This is a genomic window from Streptomyces sp. NBC_00258 (genome assembly GCF_036182465.1).
In the GTDB taxonomy this organism is placed as follows: Bacteria; Actinomycetota; Actinomycetes; order Streptomycetales; family Streptomycetaceae; genus Streptomyces.
In genome coordinates this window covers 3,276,823-3,294,743 of record NZ_CP108081.1, presented here as the reverse complement: position 1 = coordinate 3,294,743, position 17,921 = coordinate 3,276,823, and the positions used below count along the sequence as shown (strand labels likewise).

The 17,921-nt window shown below is 71.9% G+C and carries 14 protein-coding genes; 10 read left to right on the top strand and 4 right to left on the bottom strand.

What is annotated here, in order from left to right:
• Positions 1-78: 78 nt before the first annotated feature.
• From OG718_RS14765 to OG718_RS14745, 5 genes are all read left to right on the top strand, one after another.
• On the top strand, positions 79-2,922 hold the full coding sequence (locus OG718_RS14765) for a DEAD/DEAH box helicase (RefSeq protein WP_143641026.1): 2,844 nt from the start codon (positions 79-81) through the stop codon (positions 2,920-2,922).
• 557 nt (positions 2,923-3,479) lie between these two features.
• Positions 3,480-5,591: an SWIM zinc finger family protein gene (locus OG718_RS14760; RefSeq protein ID WP_328844333.1), complete on the top strand. Its 2,112-nt coding sequence runs from the start codon at positions 3,480-3,482 to the stop codon at positions 5,589-5,591.
• Between the two features lie 179 nt (positions 5,592-5,770).
• Positions 5,771-7,060 (top strand): bifunctional 3-oxoadipate enol-lactonase/4-carboxymuconolactone decarboxylase PcaDC, encoded by a 1,290-nt coding sequence (gene pcaDC, locus OG718_RS14755; protein ID WP_186001330.1) that lies wholly within the window; start codon positions 5,771-5,773, stop codon positions 7,058-7,060.
• A 129-nt stretch (positions 7,061-7,189) separates the two neighbouring features.
• Complete coding sequence (locus OG718_RS14750; RefSeq protein WP_143641024.1) at positions 7,190-7,825, top strand: MBL fold metallo-hydrolase; 636 nt, start codon at positions 7,190-7,192, stop codon at positions 7,823-7,825.
• 30 nt (positions 7,826-7,855) lie between these two features.
• Positions 7,856-8,635, top strand: a complete 780-nt coding sequence (locus OG718_RS14745; protein WP_328844332.1) for an exodeoxyribonuclease III — start codon at positions 7,856-7,858, stop codon at positions 8,633-8,635.
• Between the two features lie 82 nt (positions 8,636-8,717).
• Here the strand turns inward: OG718_RS14745 and OG718_RS14740 are convergent, their stop codons facing one another.
• Positions 8,718-10,532 (bottom strand): SGNH/GDSL hydrolase family protein, encoded by a 1,815-nt coding sequence (locus OG718_RS14740; RefSeq protein WP_328844331.1) that lies wholly within the window; start codon positions 10,530-10,532, stop codon positions 8,718-8,720.
• A 209-nt stretch (positions 10,533-10,741) separates the two neighbouring features.
• On the opposite strand from OG718_RS14740, the gene OG718_RS14735 reads away from it, so the two are divergent.
• From OG718_RS14735 to OG718_RS14725, 3 genes are all read left to right on the top strand, one after another.
• Positions 10,742-11,182: a DUF6278 family protein gene (locus OG718_RS14735; protein WP_143641021.1), complete on the top strand. Its 441-nt coding sequence runs from the start codon at positions 10,742-10,744 to the stop codon at positions 11,180-11,182.
• A 127-nt stretch (positions 11,183-11,309) separates the two neighbouring features.
• Positions 11,310-12,053 carry an amino acid ABC transporter ATP-binding protein gene (locus OG718_RS14730; protein ID WP_055614855.1) on the top strand — a complete coding sequence of 248 codons (744 nt, stop codon included), beginning with the start codon at positions 11,310-11,312 and terminating at the stop codon, positions 12,051-12,053.
• Between the two features lie 16 nt (positions 12,054-12,069).
• Positions 12,070-12,291, top strand: a complete 222-nt coding sequence (locus OG718_RS14725; protein ID WP_143641020.1) for a hypothetical protein — start codon at positions 12,070-12,072, stop codon at positions 12,289-12,291.
• A gap of 35 nt (positions 12,292-12,326) precedes the next feature.
• Here OG718_RS14725 and OG718_RS14720 read toward each other — a convergent pair whose 3' ends face one another.
• Positions 12,327-13,946, bottom strand: a complete 1,620-nt coding sequence (locus OG718_RS14720; RefSeq protein ID WP_143641019.1) for a CocE/NonD family hydrolase — start codon at positions 13,944-13,946, stop codon at positions 12,327-12,329.
• Between the two features lie 117 nt (positions 13,947-14,063).
• A complete protein-coding gene (locus OG718_RS14715; RefSeq protein WP_186001326.1) occupies positions 14,064-14,813 on the bottom strand; it encodes a hypothetical protein in 750 nt (249 codons plus the stop codon).
• A 104-nt stretch (positions 14,814-14,917) separates the two neighbouring features.
• Between OG718_RS14715 and ggt the strand changes: the two genes are divergently transcribed.
• Positions 14,918-16,729 carry a gamma-glutamyltransferase gene (ggt, locus tag OG718_RS14710; protein ID WP_328844330.1) on the top strand — a complete coding sequence of 604 codons (1,812 nt, stop codon included), beginning with the start codon at positions 14,918-14,920 and terminating at the stop codon, positions 16,727-16,729.
• A gap of 46 nt (positions 16,730-16,775) precedes the next feature.
• Here ggt and map read toward each other — a convergent pair whose 3' ends face one another.
• A complete protein-coding gene (map, locus tag OG718_RS14705; RefSeq protein ID WP_306936683.1) occupies positions 16,776-17,543 on the bottom strand; it encodes a type I methionyl aminopeptidase in 768 nt (255 codons plus the stop codon).
• Positions 17,544-17,626: 83 nt separating this feature from the next.
• On the opposite strand from map, the gene OG718_RS14700 reads away from it, so the two are divergent.
• Positions 17,627-17,878 (top strand): helix-turn-helix domain-containing protein, encoded by a 252-nt coding sequence (locus OG718_RS14700; RefSeq protein ID WP_143641016.1) that lies wholly within the window; start codon positions 17,627-17,629, stop codon positions 17,876-17,878.
• The last annotated feature ends 43 nt before the right edge of the window (positions 17,879-17,921 follow it).

Here is a 17,921-nt window from a genome sequence, read left to right as displayed (position 1 = left end):
CAGACCCGGCCCGTAGAGTCGAAGACGAGTGATCCGACCAGGGCGGGCCGGACCGGGGCGAGGGAGGTGGCCGGGAGCATGAGCGTGGCGGAGACGCGTGCCGCTGTCGGCACCGAGCCCGGGGTGTCCGTGCGGCTGGCCGCCGTCTTCCTGCCCGCCGCCCTGCCACGCGACGGCCGGATCGCCTTCTGGGACCCGGAGGGGGACGCACCGCTCCCGGGCCCCGATACGGAACTCACGGTCGTACGGAGGCACGGCTCGGGCGTACGACGGGCATCGGTGCCCGCGCTGACGTTGCCGGTCGTCGAAGCGCTGCCGTTGCTCGTACGGGCTCGGCGGGACCCCGCAGCGCATCCTGCCACGGCCTGCTGGGGCGCCGCCGCGCTGCACGCCCTGCGCCTCGTCGCGCGCGGCCGACTGCTGCCCGGCCTCACGCCCGACGGATTCGACGCTTGGCGGGCCGGCCCTCTTGACCCGGACGACATCGCCCACCTGAGGGCGGTGGCAGCGTCCCTTCCGTACGAGGGACACGCCGTACCCCTGCCGGGCCGGGGCCCGCTCCAGCTGCCCGACCGGGAAGCGCTGATGCGCGCCTTCGTGGACGCGGTCGCCGACGCACTGCCCCGCACCGCGGCCGCACCGTACGCCACCGGGAAACCCTTCGCGGCCGCCGGGCCCCAGCGGCTGCGGGGCGCCCAGGACTGGGCGGCGGAGGTCGCCGCGGGCATGGACGCGGGGGTGCGGATCTCGCTGCGCCTGGACCTGTCCGCGTACGAGCTCTTCGACGACAGCGAGGGCGCGCGGCGCGCGGGCGCGGCCGTCGTCCAGGTGCACAGCCTCGCCGACCCCACCCTCGTGGTCGACGCCGCGGCCCTGTGGGCGGGCGCCGCCGACACGGCGTTCGGACCGCGTGCCCGTGTCGACGCCGCTCTGGCCGTGCGCCGCGCGGCCCGCGTCTGGCCGCCTCTCGACCGGCTGTCCGCACGGGACGTGCCGGACGTGCTCGCGCTGTCCGAGGACGAGTTGTCCGACCTGCTCGGCGTCGCCGCGACCCGCCTCGGCGCGGCCGGGGTCGCCGTGCACTGGCCCCGCGACCTCGCCCAGGACCTGAGCGCGGCGGCGGTCGTCCGTTCCGCGCCAGGCTCGGCCACGGACGGCACGGGCTTCTTCGAGAGCGAGGAACTGCTCCAGTTCCGCTGGCAGTTGGCGCTCGGCGGCGACCCCCTTTCCGAGGCCGAGATGGACGCGCTCGCCGAGGCACACCGTCCTGTCGTGCGGCTGCGGGACCAGTGGGTACTCGTCGACCCGGCCCTCGTCCGCAAGGCGCGCAAGCGCGAACTGGGTCTGCTCGACCCGGTCGACGCCCTCTCCGTGGCCCTCACCGGCAGCGCGGAGGTCGACGGCGAGACGGTCGAGGCGGTGCCGGTCGGCGCGCTGGCCGCACTGCGCGACCGGCTGACGGCCGGACTGCGGCCCGCCGAACCGCCGCCCGCCCTGAAGGCCACCCTCCGGGACTACCAACTCCGCGGACTGGCCTGGCTCGACCTCATGACCTCGCTCGGCCTCGGCGGCTGCCTCGCCGACGACATGGGGCTCGGCAAGACCGTCACCCTCATCGCGCTGCACCTGAAGCGGGCGCGCACCGAGCCGACCCTCGTGATCTGCCCCGCCTCGCTGCTCGGCAACTGGCAGCGGGAGATCGAGCGGTTCGCCCCGGGCGTGCCCGTGCGCCGTTACCACGGACCGGGCCGCTCCCTGGAGGACATGGACAGCGGATTCGTCCTCACCACCTACGGGACGATGCGGTCGACGGCACCGCAGCTCTCCCGCCAGAAGTGGGGCATGGTCGTCGCGGACGAGGCCCAGCACGTCAAGAACCCGTACTCGGCGACGGCCAAGGCCCTGCGGACGATCGGCGCACCGGCCAGGGTCGCCCTGAGCGGCACCCCCGTGGAGAACAACCTCTCCGAACTGTGGGCACTGCTCGACTGGACGACTCCGGGACTGCTCGGTCCGCTGAAGTCCTTCCGCGCCCGGCACGCGCGCGCGGTGGAGAACGGCGAGGACGAGGAAGCCGTGACCCGCCTAGCACGGCTGATCAGGCCCTTCCTCCTCCGCCGCAAGAAGTCCGACCCCGGCATCGTCCCCGAGCTCCCTCCCAAGACGGAGACGGACCACCCCGTCCCCCTCACCCGCGAACAGGCCTCCTTGTACGAGGCCGTGGTCCGCGAGTCGATGCTGGCGATCGAGACCACCGACGGCATCGCCCGGCGCGGTCTGGTCCTCAAGCTCCTCACCGCGCTCAAGCAGATCTGCGACCACCCCGGGCTGTACCTGAAGGAGGACACCGGCGGGCACCCCGGCGGCGGAGGAGGGGCCGCCCGTCAGGCCGCCCGATCCGGCAAACTCGCCCTCCTGGACGAGCTGTTGGACACGCTGCTCGCCGAGGACGGCTCGGCGCTCGTCTTCACGCAGTACGTGGGGATGGCCAAGCTGATCACCCACCATCTCGCGGCGCGCGCGGTCCCCGTCGAACTCCTTCACGGTGGTACGCCGGTGGCGGAGCGCGAGCACATGGTCGACCGTTTCCAGAGCGGGGCGACGCCGGTCCTCGTCCTCTCCCTCAGGGCGGCCGGCACGGGCCTCAACCTCACGCGCGCGGGCCATGTCGTCCACTTCGACCGCTGGTGGAACCCGGCCGTGGAGGAGCAGGCCACCGACCGCGCCTACCGCATCGGCCAGACCCAGCCCGTCCAGGTCCACAGGCTCATCACCGAGGGCACCGTCGAGGACCGTATCGCCGAGATGCTCGCCTCCAAGCGAGCACTGGCCGACGCGATCCTCGGCTCCGGCGAGGCATCCCTGACGGAACTGACCGACCGTGAGCTGTCCGACCTGGTCTCGCTGAGGAGGTCGACGTGATGTCTTCGACGGATCAGCCGGACCAGTGGGGTCAGCCGGATCAGTGGGAACAGCAGGATCAGGCGGAACAGGGGGACTCGCCGGGCACCGAGGCGTCTTCGGCCGGTGAGGCGCCCTCGGCCGGTGAGGCGCTCCCGGTCGGGGAGTCCCGGCCCGCCGACGCCGCTCGGCAGGCGCTGCGGGCGGCGCGGCGGGGGGAGCTCGGCGGGCCGGCCGTCGGAGTGGGGGAGGGGCACCCCACCAAGGCGGACGTGCGCCCGGCGGAGCCCAGAAGGGCAGGGGAAGCCGCCGAGAGGACCGCGCCGGCAGGGCCCCGGCCCGGTGACAAGGCACGCGAGGCACTGCGGCGTGCGGCCGGTCGCACGGGTGGCGGTACTGCCCCGCGTGCGGAGGAGGCGCCGGGGGCGCAGGGCAGGCAGGATGCGCCAGGCGTGCGGGGGGAGCCAGGTGTGCAGGGGACGCCAGGCGCGCAGATGACGCCAGGTGTGCGGGGGGAGCCGGACACTCGGTGGCCCTCGAATGTGCAAGGGGTGCCTGACGCGCAAGGGACGACTGACGTGCATGGGGTACCGGACGCCGGTGGCGGCGAGGTGTCCGAGCCGGACGTCGAGTCGTCGTCGCCCGAGCGATCCGACGCAGCTTCCGGAACCCCACGCCCCGGTGACGTGGCCCGCGAGGCGTTGCGTGCCGCGCGGATCCGGGCGGAGCAGGAGCGAACTGCCGCCCGGGACAAGGGAGTCGAGGGCCGGAGGCGGCGGGGCGGTGCCGAGTCCAGTACCTCCACGCCCCGCCCGACCGCGGCGAACCGACGCGCGGCGGCCCAGGTCCGGGAGCTGGCCGACCGGTTGGGCGACGCCTTCGACCTGACGGCCCGGCTGGAAAGGGAGTCCGAAGACGGACCGGCGCGACCCGACAGCGCGCCGGGCACCACACCTCCGGCGGCGGTTCGCGCCCCCGGAGACTGGCCCGAAGGCTGGCCCGCCGGTCGGCCGACCCCAGCCGCCACAGGGCCCACGGACACGGACACCGCCGTGGCGCCCGACAGCGCCCAGGCCTCCGTCGACGACCAGCCGCCGTCCACCGAGCCGGAGTCGGAGCCGGGGCATGGGCTTGGGCGTGGGCCCAAGCGTGAGCCCGCCTCCACGCCAATGCCCACGCCCGCGCCTTCCTCCGACGCCGCCGCAGCGCCCCGCGATGGTTCGATCGCCGACACCGTGCGGACCGCCATGGCCAGGGCAGCCCGTGGCTCTCACGCCGATCCCGACTCCAGCACCACCCCCGAACGCCACCCAGGCGCCGCCCCCACCTCTGCCCCCGACTCCGATGCGACCCCCGCCGGCCCCGCCGCCCTCCACTCCACTCCCGCCACTCTCGAACAGCCCCGTCTCGCGGTGCCCGCGCGCTCCATGGCCGCCCCGGGTCGTGACGGCGAACTGCGGCGGACCTTCCCCGCGCTGCCCGCACGGCCGCAGGGTGCGGACGGATTCGCCGAGACGTGGTGGGGCAACGCGTGGGTGGCCGCGTTGGAGGAGGTGGCGTTGGACGCGGCACGGCTCGGGAGGGGGAAGGCGTACGCGCGGGCGGGGCACGTGGATGCCATCACCGTCACGCCCGGGCTCGTACTCGCCTACGTGCACGGCAGCCGACCGCGGCCGTACCGCGTGCAGATCCGGATGCGTACGCTCTCGGACGAAGACTGGGAGCGGTTCCTCGACGCCGCGGCCGAACGGCCCGGGCACATCGCGGCGTTGCTCGACAAGGACCTGCCCCAGTCACTCGCCGACAGCGGAGTGGGCCTGCTCCCCGGCCCCGGCGACCTCGTACCGCAGTGCAGTTGCCCCGACTCCGGCCACCCCTGCAAACACGCGGCCGCGCTCTGCTACCAGACGGCACGGCTGCTGGACGAGGACCCCTTCGTCCTCCTCCTGTCGCGCGGCCGGGGCGAACGCGAGCTGCTGGACGCGCTGTCCCGCCGCAGCGCCACCCTGGCTGCACGCTCGGCCCGCGCCGAGCGGGAACCGGCACTTCCCGGCGTACGAGCCACTGACGCCCTCGCGGCCCGCACACTGCCGCCGCTCCCGGCCCCGCTGCCGCCGCCCGCGCACCCCGAGCAGCCCCCGGTCTACCCGGCGTCGCCGGGCGGGCCGGACCCGTTCGCACTGGACCAGCTGGCCACCGACGCGGCGGCCCGCGCGCACGCGTTGCTCACGACGGGCCGTGACCCCGTGGCGGAGCTGACCCTCTGGCAGGACGCCGTCCGCCTCGCGGCCACCCGCCCCGGCTCCGGCCTCACCGCCACGACCCGCGCCCTGTACGCGTCCCTGGCCACCGCCGCCGGCCGCACCCCGGCGGAGCTGGCACGGGCGGTCGCCGCCTGGCGGCAGGGCGGACTGGAAGGGCTCGCCGTCCTCGAAGAACCCTGGGACCCGCCGGCGGGCCGCTTCGACCGGGCCCGCCCGCTCCTCCTGGCCGCCGACTTCCCGGCCTTCCGCCCCTGGCACAACCACCTCACCCACCCCCGCGGCCACATACAGCTCCGGCTGGGCCACGACGGCCTCTGGTACGCCTACGAGTCGGAGCCGGGCCACGACGACTGGTGGCCCAGGGGCACCCCCGACCTGGACCCGGTCGGTGCCCTCACGGGCCTGGGCTCCCCGACCGATCTGTGAGCGCGCCCCGTTCGTCAGCCGCCAACTTTTTTTCCGAGGCACCGGAGGGCGGTAACGCTCCGCTGACCTGCCCTCCGGCCCGCCGTGCGACATGTGGCGGCAAGGTGCAGGCCGCGTGGACAAATCGGGCTCGTTTCCGTGACCACAGGTGCGGAAGTTAGCGTGGAGCGGTGAGTGAGATGAAGTCCCCAGCCCTCCAGTACCGCTTCGACGGCCCGGAAGACGCCCCCGTGCTCATCCTCGGTCCCTCGCTCGGTACGACCTGGCACATGTGGGACCGGCAGGTCCCGGAGCTGGCCAAGCAATGGCGGGTCTTCCGCTTCGACCTGCCGGGCCACGGCGGCGCGCCCGCCTACCCGGCCGGTTCCGTCACCGAGCTCGCCGAGCGGCTGCTCGCCACGCTCGACGGGCTCGGCGTCCAGCGGTTCGGGTACGCGGGCTGCGCGCTCGGCGGTGCCGTCGGAGCCGAGCTCGCGCTGCGCCACCCGGAGCGCCTCGCCTCGCTCACGCTGATCGCGGCCTCGCCACGCTTCGGCACGGCCGACGAATTCCGGCAGCGCGGCGTGATCGTACGGACGAACGGCCTGGACCCGATCGCGCGGACGTCCCCGGAGCGCTGGTTCACCCAGGGCTTCGCCGCTGCGCAGCCCGCGATCACCGAGTGGGCCGTGCAGATGGTGCGCACCACGGACCCGGGCTGCTACATCGCCGCGTGCGAGGCGCTCGCCTCGTTCGACATCCATGCCGAGCTGGGCCGTATCGGGGTGCCGACGCTCGTCCTGGTCGGCTCCGACGACCAGGTCACCGGCCCCGCCGAGGCTCGCACCCTGGTCGCCGGCATACCGGACGCCCGCCTCGCCGTCGTACCCGGCGCCTCGCACCTGGTCCCCGTGGAACAGCCCGCCGCGGTCACGGACCTTCTCGTACGGCACTTCTCCACGGCCTGGCAGCAGCCCGCCTACGACTCGTCCACCGGGCAGATGGCGGTCGTGGTGCCGCAGGCGAGCCCGGTCGTGGCCGCGCCGCAGCAGATGTCGCCCGTCGCCGAGATCGCCCCCGCCGCGCAGCCCGAGGCGGTCCTGGGCAGACCCGACCCGTACGACGCGGGCATCAAGGTCCGCCGGGAGGTCCTCGGGGACGCGCACGTGGACCGCGCGATGGCCCAGGCGGACGAGTTCTCCGGGGACTTCCAGGAGTTCATCACCCGCTACGCCTGGGGCGAGATCTGGGACCGGCCCGGCCTCGACCGGCGCTCGCGCAGCTGCGTCACGCTCACCGCCCTGGTAGCGGGCGGCCACCTCGACGAACTCGCCTTCCACACCCGGGCCGCCCTCCGCAACGGCCTCACCCCGGTCGAGATCAAGGAGGTGCTCCTCCAGGCGGCCGTCTACTGCGGCGTACCGGCCGCCAACAGCGCCTTCAAGGTGGCCCAGCAGGTCATCCGCGAGGAGACCACTCCGCAGGAGTGAGTACGAGGCGCGAGCCCCGGAAAAGCCGGCGCCAGGAGCGGAGCGCCGGGATGAGAAGCAGGTGTGAGAATCCGGGAGCACGCCCCCTGAAGTGAGTCCGCGCCCCCGCCCGGAGGCAGGATGGGAACCATGAAGCTCACCAAGAAGTCGCACGCCTGCGTCCGCCTGGAGAAGGACGGCCGCACGCTCGTCATCGATCCCGGCGTCTTCAGCGAGGAGGACGCCGCGGTCGGCGTGGACGCGATCCTCGTCACGCACGAGCACCCCGACCACTTCAGCGAGGGGCACCTGCGCGCCGGTCTGGAGGCCAACCCGGGCGCGGAGATCTGGACCCTGAAGTCCGTCGCCGACCAGCTCTCGGCCGCGTTCCCGGGCCGGGTGCACACCGTCGGCCACGGCGACACGTTCACCGCCGCGGGCTTCGACGTGCGGGTGCACGGCGAACTGCACGCCGTGATCCACCCGGACATCCCGCGCATCACGAACGTCGGCTACCTCGTCGACGGCGGCCGCGTCTTCCACCCAGGCGACGCCCTCACCGTCCCCGACCACCCGGTCGAGACGCTGATGCTCCCGGTCATGGCCCCCTGGAACAAGATCTCCGAGGTCATCGACTACGTTCGCGAGGTCAAGCCGCAGCGCGCGTACGACATCCACGACGCCCTGCTCACCGACCTCGCGCTGCCCATCTACGGCCGCCAGATCGGCGCCCTGGGCGGCTCCGAGCACCTGCGGCTGGCCCCGGGGGAGACCGCCGAACTCTGAGTGTCAGAGGCGCCCGGTAGGTTGTGTGGCATGCGTATCGCCACCTGGAACGTGAACTCGATCACCGCCCGTCTCCCGAGGCTCCTGGCCTGGCTGGAGAGCAGCGGCACGGACGTGCTGTGCCTCCAGGAGGCCAAGGTCGCCGCCGAGAAGTTCCCGGTCACCGAGCTGCGCGAGCTGGGCTACGAGGCGGCGGTCCACGCGACCGGCCGGTGGAACGGCGTGGCGGTGATCTCCCGCGTAGGCCTCGAAGACGTCGTCAAGGGCCTGCCCGGCGACCCCGGATACGACGGCGCCGAGGAGCCCCGAGCGGTCTCCGCGACCTGCGGCCCGGTCCGTGTCTGGTCGGTCTACGTGCCGAACGGCCGCGAGGTGGACCACGCGCACTACGCGTACAAGCTCCAGTGGTTCGAGGCCCTGAAGGCCGCGGTCGCGGGCGACGCGGCCGGCAGCCGCCCGTTCGCGGTGCTGGGCGACTACAACGTGGCACCGACGGACGACGACGTCTACGACGTGGCCGCCTTCGAGGGCCTCACCCACGTCACCCCGGCCGAGCGCGCCGCCCTCGCCTCCCTGCGCGAGGCCGGCCTCGCGGACGTGGTCCCGCGCCCCCTCAAGTACGACCACCCGTACACGTACTGGGACTACCGCCAGCTCGCCTTCCCCAAGAACCGCGGCATGCGCATCGACCTCGTCTACGGCAACGAGCCGTTCGCCAAGGCCGTGACCGACTCCTACGTGGACCGAGAGGAACGCAAGGGCAAGGGCGCCTCGGACCACGCCCCGGTGGTCGTCGACCTGGACGTGTAGCCCCTTCAGGGGCGCGGGGAACGGCGCGATCAGCCACAGCAGGCCCGCACCCGAGGTACGCCTCATCAGGAGGAGCCCGCGCCTACAACAACCTGAGGTCCACCGACTCGGCCAGCGCAGCGAGCCCCGCTTCCCCCGGATGCAGGTGATCCCCGCTGTCATAGGCGGGGAGCAGCCGCGCCGGACGCTCCGGGTCCCGCAACACCACATCGAAGTCGAGCACCCCGTCGAAACCGGACCCGGACCCGGCCCTGTCCCGGATCCACTGGTTCACGGCTACGCGCTCGGCGTCCACTACGGCCGTACACCGAGCCTCCCCCTCGCACGGCGCGATCGTCGCCACGAGCACCCTCAGCCCCCGCGCACGGGCCCGTTCGGCGATCTCCACCAGCCCGGCCACGACCTGCTCCGCACTCGCTCCCCAGCGGACGTCGTTGACCCCCTGGAAGACGACGACGGTACGCGCCGACGTCTGGGCGAGGACGTCCCGGTCCAGGCGGTGCAGCGCGCTCACACCACCCGTGTCCGTGGAGACACCGTCGCCGGTGTAGCGGTCGCTCACCACACGGTTCGCCGAGATCCCATGGTTGAGGACCCCATAGCGCGGGACCACACTCTGCTTCAGCAGGCGCCCGGCGAGCACATCGGGCCAGCGCCGGTTCGCGTCCCGCGTGGACTTCTCGCCGTCCGTGATCGAGTCGCCGAGCAGCACGACGGAACCGGGCCCGCCGCCCACGTCGACACCGGTCAGCAGCGGCCAGGTGGTGATCGTCGAGGTGTACGCGTCCGGGCCCCCGTCCCCGGCATGGTCACCCGGTGTGCTGACGTACGACGTCTGGACGGCCAGGCTGTGCACGGGTGCCGCCGTCACCGTCCCGGGCAGATGGAAGCTCACGAGCAGATTGGCGTCCGCGGGCACGTCGAAGGCCAGCGGATCGCTGAACGCCTGTGCTCCCGCCGGGATCTCGGTGCCCGACGCACCCCGGAACGACAGCGGCACGGGCGCGCTCCGCGGACTCGCGCCGGACGCCTGCACCGCCACCGTCGCGCTGCCGATCCGTACGGGCGCGTCCGCGAAGGTGTTGTCGAGCCGGATCCGTACCCGCGGCCCGCCCGCCGAGGTGTGCACCACGAGCCGCAGAGTCCGGTCCGTCCACGGCCCGACCGCCGTGTAGCCGGAGGCAGACGCGCCCCAACTCCCGGTCCAGCCACGGGAGTCGGCGCGCACCGAGAGTGCGAACACATGGAGGTCGGTGTTGCGCGGCAGTTCCACCGAGGCCACCTCGCGCCCTCGGACGAGCGGCACGGTCACGACGTACAGCCGTGCCTTCTCGGCGAGTTGGCCGCCGGGCGTGTTGATGTGCGGCAGCGCCACGGCCTTGGTGGCGAGCGGGCCGCCGCGCCAGTCGGACGCGGTCAGCCGGTACGAGGAGCGCGAGCCGTTCGTGTACCGCACGACCCCAGTGCCGCTCTCCTCGCCGACACCCGTGCCCGCCACCAGGAAGGCGAGCGCGTCACCGCGGCCGCCGACCCGTACGGACTGGCCGTCGGCGCGTACGTTGTCGGGCTCGCCCGCGGCCCCGCGGGGCCAGGCCAGCCGGGCGCCCTGGACCGTCAGCGAGCGCCCGGGCGTCCAGCCCGCGGCGGTCAGGTCCTGCGCCGAAAGAGAGCCGCCCGAGCCGTCGAAGTCCGCCTCCCCGGGCCGCGCGTCGTCGCTGACGGCGGTGTTGTCGAAGAGCCGCTCCAGCGGCAACGGCCGCTCCTTGGCGGGCGCCGAGGGCAATGAGCGCTCCTCCGACACCGCGGGCGACTCGGCCGTGGCGGTCGTCGCGGGAACCGTCACCACCGCCGAGACCAGAGCGAGAACGACGGCCGTACCCCAGACACGTCGGCGCACACCGACTCCTCCCACTGACGACTCACGGACCAACGGCTGACGAACCGCTCGGGCACGGTTCACGGACGAGGTGACAGGTGCACCGTGAAGTTAAGGAGGCGGCAGGGACTCGTCAATGATCCGGGCGCGAACTCGGCGCGAACTCCCTGGGAACAGGTGTTCCGCGTGCCCTGTGGTGCGCCGGGCGACAGAGATGACAGGCTGGGTGTATGAACATCCCTTTCCTGGGCAACTGGCGCAAGAAGCGGGGCCCTGCCGGAGGAGTCGCGGTCTTCTCCGACAGTGAGAGCGACCGCGAGGGGGTGGCCGAACTGCTCTCCGAGTGCGAACTGCTGCGCTCGCAGGCACATCAGGCTGGGGTCGAACTCGACGACTCCGCGGCCTCGTTGGAGGCGCTGGACCAGTTGGTGCCGCGCTGGCGCGACGACGAGGAGAGCCTGCCCTGGCTGGGCAACGACGCCGGCCTCTATCTCGGCACGGTCATCGTGCGCACGGTCCCCGGCGCCGTCTGGGAGATCTGGCCGGGCGGCCAGCCGGTCGTACGACTGGCCTCCGGCCGTGAGTTCGACGTGGTCGCCGTCGGCCACGAGTGGGCGGCCAGCGGCGCCCCCGAACTCTCGCAGCTGTACGCCGAGGTCGCGGAAGCGTAGGGTTCAGGCCCGAGCTGCCGCCTTAAATACGGCTAATGCCCGAAAAGTGCGTGTCGGGTATTAACTCCACTCTTGTGTGGATAGCTTGCGGGAATCGCGACACAGCTGAGAGTGGGTAGGGCTGAGGATGGCCGTCGATCCGTTGATCGAGCTGCGTGACGTCAACAAGTACTTCGGGGAGCTGCATGTCCTCCAGGACATCAACCTCACCGTCGGCAAGGGGGAGGTGGTCGTGGTCATCGGCCCTTCGGGGTCGGGGAAGTCGACTCTGTGCAGGGCCATCAACAGGCTGGAGACGATCCGTTCCGGGGAGATCAAGCTCGACGGGAAGCTGCTGCCCGAAGAGGGCAAGGACCTGGCCATGCTCCGCGCCGAGGTCGGGATGGTCTTCCAGGCGTTCAACCTCTTCGCGCACAAGACGGTCCTGCAGAACGTCTCGCTCGGTCAGATCAAGGTACGTGGCCGCAAGAAGGCCGAGGCCGACAAGCGCTCGCTCGAACTCCTCGACCGCGTGGGCCTCGTCTCGCAGGCTCCGAAGTACCCGGCCCAGCTCTCCGGCGGCCAGCAGCAGCGCGTGGCCATCGCCCGCGCACTCGCCATGGATCCCAAGGCGCTCCTCTTCGACGAGCCGACCTCGGCACTCGACCCGGAGATGATCAACGAGGTCCTGGAGGTCATGCAGCAGCTCGCGAGCGAGGGCATGACCATGGTGGTCGTCACCCACGAGATGGGCTTCGCCCGCTCGGCCGCGAACCGCGTCGTCTTCATGTCCGACGGCCGCATCGTCGAGGACCGCACCCCCGAGGAGTTCTTCACCAACCCGCGCAGCGACCGCGCCAAGGACTTCCTCTCAAAGATCCTCAAGCACTGAGCGCGGGAGCGAGATCATGATCACACTCCCGCAGTCACTCTCGTTCACGTCCCAACTCCACGCCCACGGAACGGAGTTGACTCCGGTGACCGGATCCGATGCGGAGTCGCTCCGGGCCGACGGGCCGACCGCGCCGAACCTCGACTACGATATGCCGTTCACTGCCGTGGTGATGGGGACAGAGGCCGTGGACACCACCCCGGCCGAACCAGGGACGCTGCTGCCGGGCACGCGGTAGCGAGGGGCAATGGCCCGCCCGGCAGCAGCCGGAGATCACTGCTCGCGCAGCGGTACCGACACGTACGACTGGTCGGCCGCGGGCGAGGAGAAGGTCAGCTGCGCGCCGGTCGGGTTGTGCTCGATGTAGAGCGGGTCGACCGTGTCGACCACCAGGGCGAGCCGATGCCCTGCCGGAACGTCGTAGGCCGTGGAGAACAACTCCAGGTCGACGCCGAACGGCTTGCCGGGCGTCTGCCCGTGGAAGGTGTACGGCGCGTTGCTGACCAGCTTGCCGAGGCCGAGCGGGCCCACGTCGTAGAGGTACGCGACGAGGGTGCCGCTCTCCTTGGTACTCGTGAGGGTTGTGTGCAATTTCGTTGTCCCGCGCACCCGTTGGGCGCTCGCGTACTTCTCCGACTGCCAGACCGCGGCGTACCGGCGCGGCAGCAGCGGCATCGACGCCACCGGCGGCAGCTGGGCGAGCTGGTCCAGGATGCTGGAGAGGAAGATGATCCCGCCGTCCGCACCCGAGTTGACGTTCGCGCGGATCGTGGTGGAGCCCGCGAGGGCGATCTTCTTGCGCGTCGCACCGACCGACTTCCAGTCCGGGTAGCCCTCGTAGCCGCCCGTGGAACGGGACTTGAGCTGAACCGGCTGCTCACGGTCGATGCCGTTGTCGACGCCCTTGAGGTAGTGGTCGAACCAGCGGCTCGTGTCCGTCCACACGTCGTTCGGGAGCCCGAACAGGCCGGTCGCCTCGGCGGTGGCGTGGTCCCCGGGCCGGTACTCCAGCCTCTTCGGGCCGGTCAACTGCTCGTAGAAGTCGGCGTATTGGTTGGGCGGGAAGATCGTGTCGCCCCAGCCGTTGGCGAGCAGGATCGCCGCGCCGTTCTTGTTGAGCTGGTCGACGTAGGTCGAGGGGGAACGTTTCTTCCCCCAGGCGACGAGCTCCGGCTCCTTGTCGAGGTTGGAGGCGAAGAAGTCCTTGAAGATCTGCTGGAGTTCGGCGCTGGGGCGGCCGGTGATCTGTCCCGCCCCGTTGAGCAGGGCGGCGGCCTGGGAGTGCTGGGTGCGGCCCGAGTAGATCGAGTCGATGAGGTCGGCCCAGCCGCTGAGTGACGCGACGGCTTTGACGCGCTTGTCGTGCGCGGCGGCGAGCAGGCTGATGCCTGCCCCGTACGAGACTCCCGCCATGCCGATGTGCCGTGCGTCGGACGGGGTGTTCGCGAGGGCCCAGTCGATGACCTTGGAGGCGTCGGCTATGTCGGGTGGACCTGCTACTTCTATCTCTCCGCCCGACTGCCAGAAGCCGCGGACGTTGTAACTGACCACGACATAGCCGGAGTCGGCGAGTTTCTGGGCCTGGGCGAGATACTCGACCTGGGGCAGGCCCCAGCTCGTGGGCAGCACGATGAGCGGGTAGGCGCGGGCGGCGTCGGCGTTCGCGGGCATGACGACGTTGGCCTTGAGGACGGTGCCGCCGTCCCCGGTGATGTCGACGAACCGGACGGGGGCGGGCGCCGCCTGGGCGGCGGGGGCGAGCCCGAGGGCCGTGCCGGCGATCAGGGTCGCCGAGACGGCACCTACGGCGGTGGTACGCAGGGCCTTGCGCGGGTGCCCACCCGTCACCCGCCGCCGCCCTATTCGAAGGTGCTCCGCGCCCCTTGGATTCATAGGTCACTCCTCACACGTGTAAGTGCCAAAGTGACCCGACGGTAACCTCGCCGCCTTACCGTAGGTAACCCGTCGGTAAGTTACGCACGAGTAACGATTGTTGAAATGTGTTGGAACCTAGGAGGCGCGGTGGCTGCTCCGTGCTGGAACCGCAGGCAGTGGAGTCTGTGAGGCGCGAGTGACGTCCGCGACGAGCTCGACGACATCCGGCCCGTACGCCTGGGAGTTGACGACCTTCAGGAGGATCACGAAGGAGTTGTTCCCGTGCTTGCGGGCCAGCCGTTCGTGGTTGCGGGCGACATAACGGGTGGCGGCCTGGTTGGTGATCGCGCGCTGGCCGCAGAAGAGGAACACGGGCCGTGCCGTGTTGCCCGCCGTGAGCCGGGCGAGGATCACGTACTCGCCCTTGCCGGGCTCCAGCCGGTAGCGCTCGCTGCCGATCTGGAACGCGCCGCGGTCCGGGCCCGGTTCGGGGTCGACGTTGACGCGGATGCCCGGCAGCAGCGAGTGCAGATGCGCGGCCATGCGGCGGTTCGACGACGGCCCTCCCACGCAGAACTCCGTGCGCTCCCCGAAGCCCTGCTGCGCCGCGTCGTGCGCGATGACCTGGGCGTGGGCGCCGCAGTCCTTGATCAGGGCGGAGAGTTCGAGCAGCGCGAAGACGTCATGGCGCATCACCGAGAGTTCCGCGCCGCCGGCCTCGCGGTTGACCACCAGGAGCGACTCGGAGTTGTCGGGCAGGCCGAAGAAGGCCTGCTTGCGGCGCAGCTTGCGCTTCCACAGATACGTACGGGCGAGCCAGCCGAGCGCGGCGCTGAGGCCGGCCGCGACCACGCCGAGGACGATGTTGCGCACGTCGTCATTCATGGGCGCGCATGCTAGCGGGCACCTGCACCGGTGTTCGAGAGGGACCTGACGCGGCCATGCCGGGGCGGTTACGCTGCGCAGACGGTCGTTGACTGGAGGTACGGATGGGGCGCTCGGTCGCGCGGGGTCTGGCTGTGGTGGCGGTTTCGGCCGCGGTGATGTCGGTGGGGGCGGCACCGCCCTCTTCAGGGTCCTCCGGGGGCGGCCCGGGCCCGGCGGAGAAGGTGCCGGTCGCCGTCGGGTACGGCGGGGCCGTCGCGAGCGTGGACGCGGACGCCTCGGCCGCCGGGATCGAGATCCTCCGCAAGGGCGGCAACGCAGTGGACGCGGCCGTCGCCACGGCTGCCGCGCTCGGCGTCACCGAGCCGTACTCGTCGGGCATCGGCGGGGGTGGCTATTTCGTCTACTACGACGCCAAGTCCCGTACGGTGCGGACGATCGACGGCCGTGAGACGGCGCCCCTGACGGCCGACTCGGGGCTCTTCCTGGAGAACGGCCAGCCGATCCCGTTCGCCGACGCCGTGACCAGCGGTCTGGGCGTGGGCACGCCCGGGACTCCCGCCACCTGGCAGAAGGCGCTGGACAGCTGGGGCAGCAAGGGGCTCGGATCGCTGCTGAAGCCCGCGGAGCGGCTCGCGCGCGACGGGTTCACCGTCGACACCACGTTCCGCTCGCAGACCGAGTCCAACGAGGCGCGGTTCAGGAACTTCCCCGACACGGCCGAGCTGTTCCTGCCGGGCGGTTCGCTGCCGGTGGTCGGCTCGACGTTCAAGAACCCCGATCTGGCCCGTACGTACGAGGAGTTGGGCCGCAAGGGCGTGGGCGCGCTCTATCGCGGCACACTGGCCAAGGACATCGTCGACACGGTGAACAAGCCGCCGGTGGACCCTGGTTCGGGATACAACGCGCGGCCCGGTGACCTGTCCCTGAAGGACCTGGCGAAGTACGAGGCGAAGCGGCAGGCGCCAACGAAGACCTCGTACCGCGGACTGAACGTCTACTCGATCGCGCCCTCGTCCTCCGGCGGCACCACAGTCGGTGAAGCCCTCAACATCCTTGAGAAAACCGACCTTTCGAAGGCCGCGGACGTCCAGTACCTGCACCGCTTCATCGAGGCGAGCCGGATCGCCTTCGCGGACCGGGGACGCTGGGTGGGCGACCCCGCCTTCGAGGACGTACCGACGAAGGAACTCCTCTCGCAGAAGTACGCCGACTCGCGCGAGTGCCTCATCAAGGACGACGCGGTGCTGACGAGCCCGCTGGCGCCCGGCGATCCGCGCGACCCCGCCGCGTGCTCGGCCGGCGGCACGGCCGCGCCGACGACGTACGAGGGTGAGAACACGACCCATCTGACGGCGGCCGACAAGTGGGGCAACGTCGTCGCGTACACCCTCACCATCGAGCAGACCGGCGGCAGCGGGATCACCGTCCCCGACCGCGGCTTCATCCTCAACAACGAGCTGACGGACTTCTCCTTCGCGCCGGCGAGCCCGGCCGTGCACGACCCGAACCTGCCGGGTCCCGGCAAGCGCCCGCGCTCGTCGATCTCGCCGACGATCGTCCTCGACGCTCACTCCAAGCCGGTGGTGGCGCTGGGCTCGCCGGGCGGCGCGACCATCGTCACGACGGTCCTGCAGACCCTGACCGGGTTCGTCGACCGGGGCCTCCCGCTCGTCGACGCGATCGCCGCCCCGCGCGCCAGCCAGCGCAACCAGACGACCACCGAACTCGAACCGGGCCTGTGGAACAGCCCGTTGAGGGCCCAGCTGGAGTCCCTGGGCCACGGCTTCCGCCAGAATCCGGAGATCGGCGCGGCGACGGGAGTCCAACGCCTTCCGAACGGCAAGTGGCTGGCGGCGGCCGAGACCGTACGCCGGGGCGGCGGCTCGGCGATGGTGGTGCGGCCGGCGTCGTAGGCCGCGGGCCGTCGGATAGAGGGGGCGGCGCGAGGCCGGCGGGCGGTCAGCGGGCCGTCAGGATGCGCGGTCCCGCGTCCGTGATGGCCACGGTGTGCTCCGCGTGGGCCGCTCGGGTGCCGTCGTTCGTGCGGAGGGTCCAGCCGTCGGCGGCGGCGTGGTACCCGTCGGTGCCGCCGGCGATGAGCATCGGCTCGATCGCGAGGGCCATGCCGTGCCGGAGGGGCAGGCCGCGGCCGGGCCGCCCCTCGTTCGGGACGGGTGGGTCCTCGTGCATGCGGCGGCCGATTCCGTGGCCGCCGAAGCCGTCCGGAATGCCGTACCCCGCCGATCGGCACACCGTGCCGATCGCGTGCGCGATGTCGCCGATGCGGTTGCCGACGACGGCCGCCTCGATGCCCGCCGCGAGGGCCCGCTCGGCGGTCTCGACGAGGCGCAGGTCGGCGGGGCGCGGAGTGCCGACCACGAAGCTGATCGCCGAGTCGCCCACCCAGCCGCCGAGTTCGGCGCCGAAGTCGATCGAGACGAGGTCGCCGTCGCGCAGCCGGTAGCCGGTCGGGATGCCGTGCACGATCGCGTCGTTCACGGAGGCGCAGATCACGGCCGGGAAGGGCACGGGGGCGAAGGAGGGCCGGTAGCCGAGGAAGGGGGAGCCCGCGCCCGCGTCCCGCAGGACCTGGTGCGCGACCTCGTCCAGCTCCAGGAGCGAGACGCCCACGCCGGCGGCCTCCCGCACCGCCGTGAGGGCCCGGGCCACGACCTGGCCCGCTTCGTACATCGCGTCGACAGACGTGTCCGTCTTCAGTTCCACCATGCCAATTACTATACCGGTCGAGGCCTGTGCGGTGACCTCCGCCCGCCTATTCAAATAACGGTCGCCGGTACTAGGGTGGGCCTATGGTGCGAACCCCGCTGACCCCCGAAGAGCACGAACGCGGCGAGCGGCTCGGCAAGCTGCTGCGTGAGGCCCGCGGCGGCCGCAGCATGGTGGAGATCGCCGCGAGCGCGGGCATCTCCGCCGAGACCCTCCGCAAGATCGAGACCGGCCGTGCGCCGACCCCTGCCTTCTTCACGGTGGCGGCGCTGGCGCGGGTGCTGGGCCTCTCGATGGACGAGATCGCGGGCAGTTGTGCGCTCGCCCCGGCCTGACACTCAGGTGACACCCCGTCATGTCCGGGGCTCCCTCACGTCA

Bases quoted from the DNA above. Each gene is read 5' to 3' on its own strand.
- OG718_RS14700 (WP_143641016.1), top strand. From the start codon at position 17,627: ATGGTGCGAACCCCGCTGACCCCCGAAGAGCACGAACGCGGCGAGCGG.
- OG718_RS14745 (WP_328844332.1), top strand. From the start codon at position 7,856: ATGCGTATCGCCACCTGGAACGTGAACTCGATCACCGCCCGTCTCCCG.
- OG718_RS14730 (WP_055614855.1), top strand. From the start codon at position 11,310: ATGGCCGTCGATCCGTTGATCGAGCTGCGTGACGTCAACAAGTACTTC.
- OG718_RS14765 (WP_143641026.1), top strand. From the start codon at position 79: ATGAGCGTGGCGGAGACGCGTGCCGCTGTCGGCACCGAGCCCGGGGTG.
- OG718_RS14715 (WP_186001326.1), bottom strand. From the start codon at position 14,813: ATGAATGACGACGTGCGCAACATCGTCCTCGGCGTGGTCGCGGCCGGC.
- pcaDC (WP_186001330.1), top strand. From the start codon at position 5,771: ATGAAGTCCCCAGCCCTCCAGTACCGCTTCGACGGCCCGGAAGACGCC.
- OG718_RS14750 (WP_143641024.1), top strand. From the start codon at position 7,190: ATGAAGCTCACCAAGAAGTCGCACGCCTGCGTCCGCCTGGAGAAGGAC.
- map (WP_306936683.1), bottom strand. From the start codon at position 17,543: ATGGTGGAACTGAAGACGGACACGTCTGTCGACGCGATGTACGAAGCG.
- ggt (WP_328844330.1), top strand. From the start codon at position 14,918: ATGGGGCGCTCGGTCGCGCGGGGTCTGGCTGTGGTGGCGGTTTCGGCC.
- OG718_RS14720 (WP_143641019.1), bottom strand. From the start codon at position 13,946: ATGAATCCAAGGGGCGCGGAGCACCTTCGAATAGGGCGGCGGCGGGTG.
- OG718_RS14725 (WP_143641020.1), top strand. From the start codon at position 12,070: ATGATCACACTCCCGCAGTCACTCTCGTTCACGTCCCAACTCCACGCC.
- OG718_RS14735 (WP_143641021.1), top strand. From the start codon at position 10,742: ATGAACATCCCTTTCCTGGGCAACTGGCGCAAGAAGCGGGGCCCTGCC.